The following is an 8,661-nucleotide window of genomic DNA, read 5'->3' on the forward strand; positions in this document are numbered from 1 at the left end:
GATCTGGGTGATCTGCTGCGGGGGACGAAGGAGTATCTGCGGGCGGTGCCGCGCAAGGGCCTGGGCTACGGGCTGTTGCGGTATCTGAGCGAGTGGACTCCCGCGTCCGGTCCGGGTGCGGAGGTCAGCTTCAACTACCTCGGCCAGTCCGGCGGACGGACCGCTCCCGACTCCGATCTGGTTCCGAATGACGGCGAGAGCAGCCGTCCGTTCCGGCAGCTGGCCGGCGTACTAGGTGACCTGGAGTCACCGCACAACGAACGCCCGCACCTGATCGACGTCAACTGCCTGATCGCTGATGGCCGCCTGGACATGGTGTGGACGTACGGCGGTGAGGTGCACGAGGAGGAGACGGTACGAGGGCTGGCGCAGCGCTATATCGAGGTGCTGACCGAGCTGATCGCGTACTGCTGCCGTCCCGAGGTCGGCGGACACACCCCGTCCGACTTCCCGCTGGCCCGTCTCGACCAGGCCGGCCTCGATCACATCGAGGAACAGCTGCCAACTGCCGTGGAGGACATCTATCCGCTCACCGCCCTGCAGCAGGGCATGCTCTTCCACACCCGGCTGGCCGACCAGGCCGGCATGTACTGGGTGCAGAACGGACTCCTCTTCGAGGGAGAGCTGGACCTCGACGCGCTCAGGCGGGCGTGGGAGGTGGTGTTCTCTCGGCACGAGGTGCTGCGCAGCACGGTGGTGTGGGAGGGCATCCCCGACCCGTTGGCAGTGGTCTCCCGGTCAGTGAACCTGCCCATGCGGGTTCTGGACTTCTCACACCTGAGTGAAGAAGAGCGGTACCGGGCACACGAAGAGTTTCTGGCAGAAGACTGGGAGCGAGGGGCCGACTTCACCCAACCGACGTTGGTCCGGCTGACCCTGGTGCGGCTCGCCGACGACCGGCACCAGCTGGTGTGGAGCTTCCATCATCTTTTGCTGGACGGGTGGAGCGTGCCCATCATCCTGAGCGAGGTGCTGGAGGCGTACCACGCCTTCCGGGAGGGAACCGAACCGCGACCGGCGGCACGCGCGCCGTTCCGGGACTTCGCGGCCTGGGTGGCAGGTCAGGACCTGGACGAGGCTCGGGCGTACTGGCGTGGGCGGCTGGCCGGTTTCACCGAGGTCACCTCCCTGGAGGTGAGGAACGCCGGAGGCGAGCCGGGTCAGGAGGAAATCCACCTTGAGCTCCCGCCCTCGGTGGCGGGGGCCGGCCTGGCGGAGTTCGCCCGTCGCCACCGGCTCACGGTCAACACCGTGGTGCAGGGTGCCTGGGCTCTGGTCCTGTCCTTGTACGCCGGCTCCGACGACGTGGTCTTCGGGGTTACCTCCTCCGGCCGAGGCGGTCAGATCGACGGCATGGACGACATGGTCGGACTGCTGATCAACACCACCCCGGTCCGCATACGTATCGACCGTGATCAACCGGTGGCCGACTGGCTGGCCGGACTGCAGGACGAGCAGGTCCGAGCCCGGCAGTACGAGCACACACCACTGGTGACGATCAGCGAGAGCAGCGAACTGCCAGCAGGACAAGCCCTGTTCGACACGCTTTTCGTCTTCGAGAACTACCCTGTCCAGGCGCTGGAGGAAGGCCAGGAGGACTCTGCCCGGAGTGGTTTGCGCACCGGCTTCAACCATGTGCGCGAACAGGGCAGCTACTCCCTCAGTGTGGCCGCCAGTTACGCCCGCGAACTCGCGCTGCGGCTGACGTACGACCGGACCCGGTTCGATGCCGAGACGGTGCAGCGGTTGGGTGGACACCTCGTCACCGTGCTGGAGGCGGTGGCGGAGGATGCCGGGCGGCGGGTGGGCGAGCTGCCCGTACTGTCCGGTGCCGAGCGTGCGCAGGTGATGCGGGGATCCAGCGGCGCCCAGACCGTGTTGCCGTCGGTGGGTGGGGTGCATGAGCTGATCGTCGCGCGGGCGGTGGAGGCGCCGGATGCGGTGGCGGTGGTGTCCGGTGGTCGGGTGCTGTCGTATGGCGGGTTGGTGGAGCGGGCGGGTCGGTTGGCTCGTGTGCTGCGTGCTCGTGGTGTGGGTGCGGAGTCGGTGGTGGGGCTGTGTCTGCCGCGCGGTGTCGACATGGTCGTGGCGGTGCTGGGGGTGTGGCTGGCGGGCGGTACGTATCTGCCGCTCGACCCTGAATATCCGGCGGATCGGCTGGAGTTCATGGTCGCCGACAGCGGGGCGCAGGTCGTGCTCCGCGAAGGTGATCTCGCAGGGACCGGGTCGCTGCCGTCTAGGGCTCCCGAAGTCGCCGTAGATGCGGCGCAGTTGGCGTATGTGATCTATACGTCGGGTTCGACGGGCCGTCCCAAGGGTGTGCAGGTGTCTCACGGCAGTGTGGTGGGCATGGTGACCGCGCTGGGTCCCGAGCTCGGTGTGGATCCTGGGGTTCGTGTGTTGCAGTTCGCCTCCTTCAGCTTCGACGCGGCCGTGCTGGACATCGCCGTGACCCTCGTCCGGGGCGGGACCCTGGTGATCGCCTCGTCCGCCGAGCGCGGACAGCCCGAGGTCCTGACGGCCATGGTCCGTGCGGAGGGCGTGGGTGCGGCGAGTGTGGTGCCGTCGTTGTTGGGTGTGCTGGAGCCCGGGCAGGTGTCCGGTGTCGAGACGTTGTTGCTGGGTGCGGAGCGGTTGACGGAGCAGGTCGCCAGGGCGTGGTCGCCCGGCCGTCGTCTCGTGAACACCTACGGCCCGACCGAAGCGACCGTCATGGTCACGGCAGGTGCGGTCGAGGGCGCAGAAGGTGTGCCGCCGATCGGCTCGCCGGTGGCCAACGCCCGCCTGTATGTGCTCGACGACCGGCTGTCGCCCGTCCCGGTGGGTGTGGCGGGTGAGGTGTTCATCGCCGGGCCGCAGGTGGCCCGTGGCTATGCCGGCCGTCCGGCCCTGACCGGTGAGCGTTTCCTTCCCGACCCCTTCACGGCCGACGGCTCGCGCATGTACCGCTCGGGTGACCGGGCCCGCTGGCTTCCCGACGGTCGGCTGGACTTCGTGGGCCGGGCGGATCAGCAGGTCAAGGTGCGTGGCTTCCGTATCGAACCCGGCGAGATCGAAGCCGTTCTCAGCACGCACCCCCAGGTCCGCACCACCGTCGTGGTGCCCTTCGGCGACGAGGACGACCGCCGACTGGCCGCCTACCTGGTCCCGGACGACCCGACCGAAGGCATCCCGCCGGTGTCCGACCTGCGCGCCCACGCCAGCGCCCACCTGCCCGCCTTCATGATCCCGTCCGTCTTCACCGAGCTGGCGGCCCTGCCCCTCACCCCGAACGGCAAGCTCGACCGGGCCGCCCTCCCCGCTCCCGACAGCGCAGGCACCGCCGTGGAGGCCTTCGTGCCACCGGTGGGCCCCACGGAGGAACTTCTCGCGGACCTCTGGATCCGGGTCCTGGGAGTGGGCCGTGTCGGCGCGACCGACGGCTTCTTCGACTTGGGTGGGCATTCGCTGCTGGCCACGCGGGTGATGTCCGGCATCCGAGAGGTGTTCGGCGTCGAGCTGCCGCTGGCCGTGCTGTTCGACAAACCGACCGTGCGTGCCCTGGCGGCCGAGATCGAGGGATCTGCGCGAGGGGCCGTGCCACCGGTGACGGTGGCGGACCGGGGGCAGCCGCTGCCGCTGTCGTTCGCGCAGCAGCGGTTGTGGTTCCTGCACCAGCTGGACCCCGGCTCCACCGAATACAACGTCGTACTGCCGATTCGGCTCGACGGTGTACCGGACGTGGCGGCTCTGGGCGCGGCCCTGGACGCCGTGGTGGCCCGGCACGAGGTGCTGCGCACCAAGCTCCTGGCGGGCACCGACGGGGTGGCCCGGCAGGTGGTGGGGGAGCCCGTGCGCCAGCCGCTGCCGGTGGTGGACGTCTCCGGCAGCGACGACCCGCTCGGCCGGGCGGAGCGCCTGGTCACCCAGGACATGACGGAGCCCTTCGATCTCGCGGCCGGTCCCCTGCTGCGGGCGACGCTGATCCGGCTGGGGATCGGGGAGAACGTCCTGGTGCTGGCCATGCACCACGTCGTGTCCGACGAGTGGTCGGCGCGCATCCTCCACCAGGAGGTCGAGGCGCTGTACGAGGCGTTCCGTGCCGGCGAGCCGGACCCGTTGCCGCCGCTGCCCGTGCAGTACGCCGACTTCGCGGTGTGGCAACGGCAGTGGTTGAGCGGTGACGTACTGGACCGGCAACTGTCGTACTGGCGCGATCAGTTGGCCGGAGTATCCGAGCTGGAGCTGCCGATCGACCGGCCCCGGCCGCCGATCCGCTCGTCGGTGGGGGCGACGACACGGTTCACCGTCCCGACGGAGACCGCGGAAGCGTTGCGGACGCTGTCACGGGAGAGCGGCGCGACGATGTTCATGACGCTGCTCGCCGCCTTCGACGTGTTGCTGGGTCGCTACTGCGACAGCGACGACATCGCCGTGGGTACCGCGGTGGCGAACCGGAACCGGGCCGAGACGGAGGGTCTGATCGGGTTCTTCGTCAACACGCTCGTCCTGAGGACGGATCTGTCGGGCGATCCCACGTTCGCTGAACTCCTGGACCGGGTGCGGCAGACCGCGCTGGACGCCTACGAGCACCAGGACCTGCCGTTCGAGCATCTCGTCGAGGAACTCGTCACCGACCGGGACCGTTCCCGTACGGCCTTGTTCCAGGTCTACTTCAACTACCTCCGGGACGGCGCCGGAGCAACGGGCCGGCCGCCGGAGGCCGATGGACCCGAGGAAGCGAGCGGTCCCGGCGCCTCGATGTCCCGGGACCTCGCCCTGGCCGACCTCGCGTTGTCCTTCAGGGACACCGGAGAGGGCCCTCTGACAGGCGAGTTCGAGTACAGCACCGCGCTCTTCGACAGGGTGACGGTTCAGCGGATGGCCGATCGGCTCGTCGCCGTTCTGCACGGCGTGCTGGACCCGGCACGCGCGATCGACGAACTGGACCTCCTCACGGAGACCGAGCACGCGACACTGCGGTCCCTCGCCACCGGCCCCGAGCCGGACGCGGCGGCCGCTTCGGTCCACCGGCTCGTCGAGGAGTGGGCGCGGCGCACACCCGACGCGGTCGCGGTCGTCACGGACGGCCAGGACCTGACGTACGGTCACCTCAACGCCAGGGCCAACCAGTTCGCCCGTCGGCTCACGGCACTCGGTATCGGACCGGAGAGCGTCGTCGGGGTGTGCCTCGAACGCGGCCCGGAGACGATCGTGGCACTGCTCGGAGTCCTCAAGGCGGGAGCGGCATACCTCCCTCTGGACACCGACCACCCCGCCCAGCGGATCGCGCACATGATCGCGTCGTCCGGAGCGTCACTACTGGTCACCCGGTCCGCGACCGCCGAGCGGCTGACGCAGGTGTCCGTCCCGCGTCTCACCCTCGACACCGACGGCCCCACGATCGCCGCCTGTTCCACCGAGAACCCCGACATCGAGGTGTCGCCGAGCCAGCTGGCGTACGTCATCTTCACCTCGGGCTCCACCGGCCGGCCCAAGGGCGTGCTGGTCCCGCACGACGCGTGGAGTCTGGAACTCCGCGAGATGGGCCGTCAGTACGGGCTGTCTCCGGCCGATGTGACACTGCAGATCGCGTCCTTCATGTTCGACGCCGCGCAGGAGCAGCTCTTCGCCACCCTGGCGCACGGCGGACGGCTGGTGCTGCGTGGCGAGCGGCAGTGGCCGGCGGAGCGGATCCTGCGCGAACTGCGCGCCCAGGCCGCCACCTCGGTCGACATCACCCCGGCGCTGTGGGAGATGCTCATTCCCCACCTCGGCGCCCCGGGCGTCCTCGGACCGGACCTGCGCCTGCTGATCATGGGCGGTGAAGCACTCTCACCGCAGACCCTCGCCCAGTGGTTCACGTACACACAGGTGCCCGTCCACAACGCGTACGGCCCCACCGAGGCCACCATCACCTGTGTCGCCGGGCTGCTGTCCCAGGCGGTGGCGACCGTACCGATCGGACGACCGATCGCCGGTGTCCGGGCCCATGTGCTCGACGCGTGGATGCGCCCCGTTCCGACAGGTGTCGCGGGTGAGCTCTTCATCGGCGGCACCGGCGTGGCGCGCGGCTATCTCGGTCACGCGGCGCTGACAGCCGAACGGTTCCTCGCCGACCCCTTCGCCGCCGACGGCAGACGGATGTACCGCACGGGCGACCGGGTACGCCGACTGCCGAGCGGAGAGCTGGAGTTCCTCGGCCGGGCGGACACCCAGGTCAAGATCCGCGGTGTGCGGATCGAGCCGGGGGAGATCGAGGCCGCCCTGACCGCCCACACGGGAGTCCGCTCCGCCGTCGTGACCGCCCACGGCGAGGGCACCGGCCGCAGGCTCGTGGCCCACGTCGTCCCCGCCGACCCCGCCGAGGGGATCCCGCCGACCCCCGAACTGCGCGACCACCTGCGGCACACCCTGCCCGAGTTCATGATCCCCGCCCTCTTCACCGAGCTGGCGGAACTGCCCCTGACCCGCAACGGCAAGACCGACCGCGCCGCCCTTCCGCAACCCGACCCCCACCAGTGGGACACCCACGAGCACGTCGCCCTCTCCGGCGCGACCGAGGAACTGCTGGCGGGCATCTGGGCCCAGGTGCTCGGCACGGACCGCGTCGGCGCCGACGACGACTTCTTCGCCGTCGGAGGCCACTCGCTGCTCGCCACCCAGGTCATCTCCCGCGTCCGCGAGGTGTTCGGCGCCGAGGTACCGCTGTCGGCGCTCTTCGACCACCCGACCGTGCGCGGACTGGCCCCGGCCGTCGATGCATCGGAAACCGCACCCGCGGTCCCACCGGTGACGCCGGCGGACCGCGCCGAGCCCCTGCCCCTGTCCTACGCCCAGCAGCGGTTGTGGCTCCTCGACCAACTCGACCCCGGCTCGATCGCCCACGTCCTGCCGTCCCCGCTGCCTTTGCGGGGAGACCTGGACGTGTACGCCCTGGAGGCGGCGCTCGGCGGACTGACGGCCCGGCACGAGGTGCTGCGGACCCGGCTGGTGCCGGACGCGGAGGGCGTGGCGCACCAGATCGTCGACCCGCCCGCCGCGTTCCCGCTGCCCGTGGTGGACGTGTCCGAGGCGACGGACCCCGCGGCAGCCGCCCACGCCCTGATCACCGCCGACGCCCGCACCCCCTTCGACCTCACGAACGGCCCCCTGGTACGTGCCGCACTCATCCGCATGGCCCCGGACGACCACGTCCTGGCACTCACGCTGCACCACGTCGTCACGGACGAATGGTCGGAACGCATCCTGCGACGCGAACTGTCAGCCCTCTACGACGCCTTCCGCGCCGGCCGCCCCGACCCGCTGCCCCCGCTGCCGGTGCAGTACGCCGACTTCGCGGTCTGGCAACGGCACTGGCTGAACGGAGAGGTGCTGGAAGGACAACTCGCCTACTGGCGCGACCAACTGGCCGATCTCGCCCCGTCGGACCTGCCGACCGACCGCCCCCGACCGGCCGTACGCACCACGCGGGGAGCCATGCTGCCGTTCGCCGTCCCGGAGGGGGTGGCCCGCACCCTGCGCTCGCTCTCCCACGAGAGCGGTACCACCATGTTCATGACCCTCCTGGCAGCCGTGAGTGTGTTGCTCGGGCGCTACACAGGGTCCGCGGACGTGGCCGTGGGCACACCGGTGGCCAACCGGAACCGGGCCGAGACGGAAGACCTGATCGGGTTCTTCGTCAACACACTCGTCCTGCGCACCGACCTGTCCGGCGACCCCACCTTCACCGAACTCCTCGGCCAGGTAAGGGAAACGGCTCTGGGCGCCTACGCCCACCAGGACCTGTCGTTCGAGCACCTCGTCGACGACCTCGTGGTGGAACGCGACCGCTCCCGAACACCGCTCTTCCAGGTCCTCTTCAGCTACGACAACGACAGCACGGTCCCCGACGCCGTCGACACGCCCCACGACAGCTCCCGCGCGGTCCAGTTCGACCTGTCACTGCGGCTCGGCGACAGCGAGAGCGGAGGACTGGTGGGGCAGATCGAGTACAGCACGGCGTTGTTCGACACCGGGACGATGGAGCGGTTGTCGGGTCATCTGGTGCGGTTGTTGGAGGCGGTGGCGGAGGATGCGGGGCGGCGGGTGGGTGAGCTGCCTGTGTTGTCTGTTGATGAGCGTGAGCGGGTGGTGCGGGGTTGGAACGGCAGGTCGGTTGCGTTGCCGTCGGTGGGTGGGGTGCATGAGTTGATCGTCGCGCGGGCGTCTGCTGCTCCGGATGCGGTGGCGGTGGTGTCCGGTGGTCGGGTGCTGTCGTATGGCGGGTTGGTGGCGCGGGCGGGTCGGCTCGCCCATGTGTTGCGTGCTCGGGGTGTGGGTGCGGAGTCGGTGGTGGGGCTGTGTCTGCCGCGCGGTGTCGACATGGTGGTGGCGGTGCTGGGGGTGTGGCTGGCGGGCGGTACGTATCTGCCGCTGGACCCTGAGTATCCGGCGGATCGGCTGGAGTTCATGGTCGCCGACAGTGGGGCGCAGGTCGTGCTCCGCGAAGGTGATCTGGAGCTTTCGGAGGATCTGCCGTCGACGGCCCCTGAAGTCGCCGTCGATGCGGCGCAGTTGGCGTATGTGATCTATACGTCGGGTTCGATGGGTCGCCCCAAGGGTGTGCAGGTGTCTCACGGCGGTGTGGTCGGGATGGTGACCGCGCTGGGGCCGGAGCTCGGTGCGGTCCCTGGGGTGCGT

1 protein-coding gene is annotated in these 8,661 nt (G+C 69.9%); it reads left to right on the top strand.

The genetic code is table 11. From position 1 onward, the window contains the following. Positions 1 to 8,661: non-ribosomal peptide synthetase (locus tag AQI94_RS42185; RefSeq protein WP_159050664.1), on the top strand; the 8,661-nt coding region annotated here is incomplete at both ends.

This window comes from Streptomyces pseudovenezuelae (assembly GCF_001513955.1).
Classification (GTDB): domain Bacteria; phylum Actinomycetota; class Actinomycetes; order Streptomycetales; family Streptomycetaceae; genus Streptomyces; species Streptomyces pseudovenezuelae.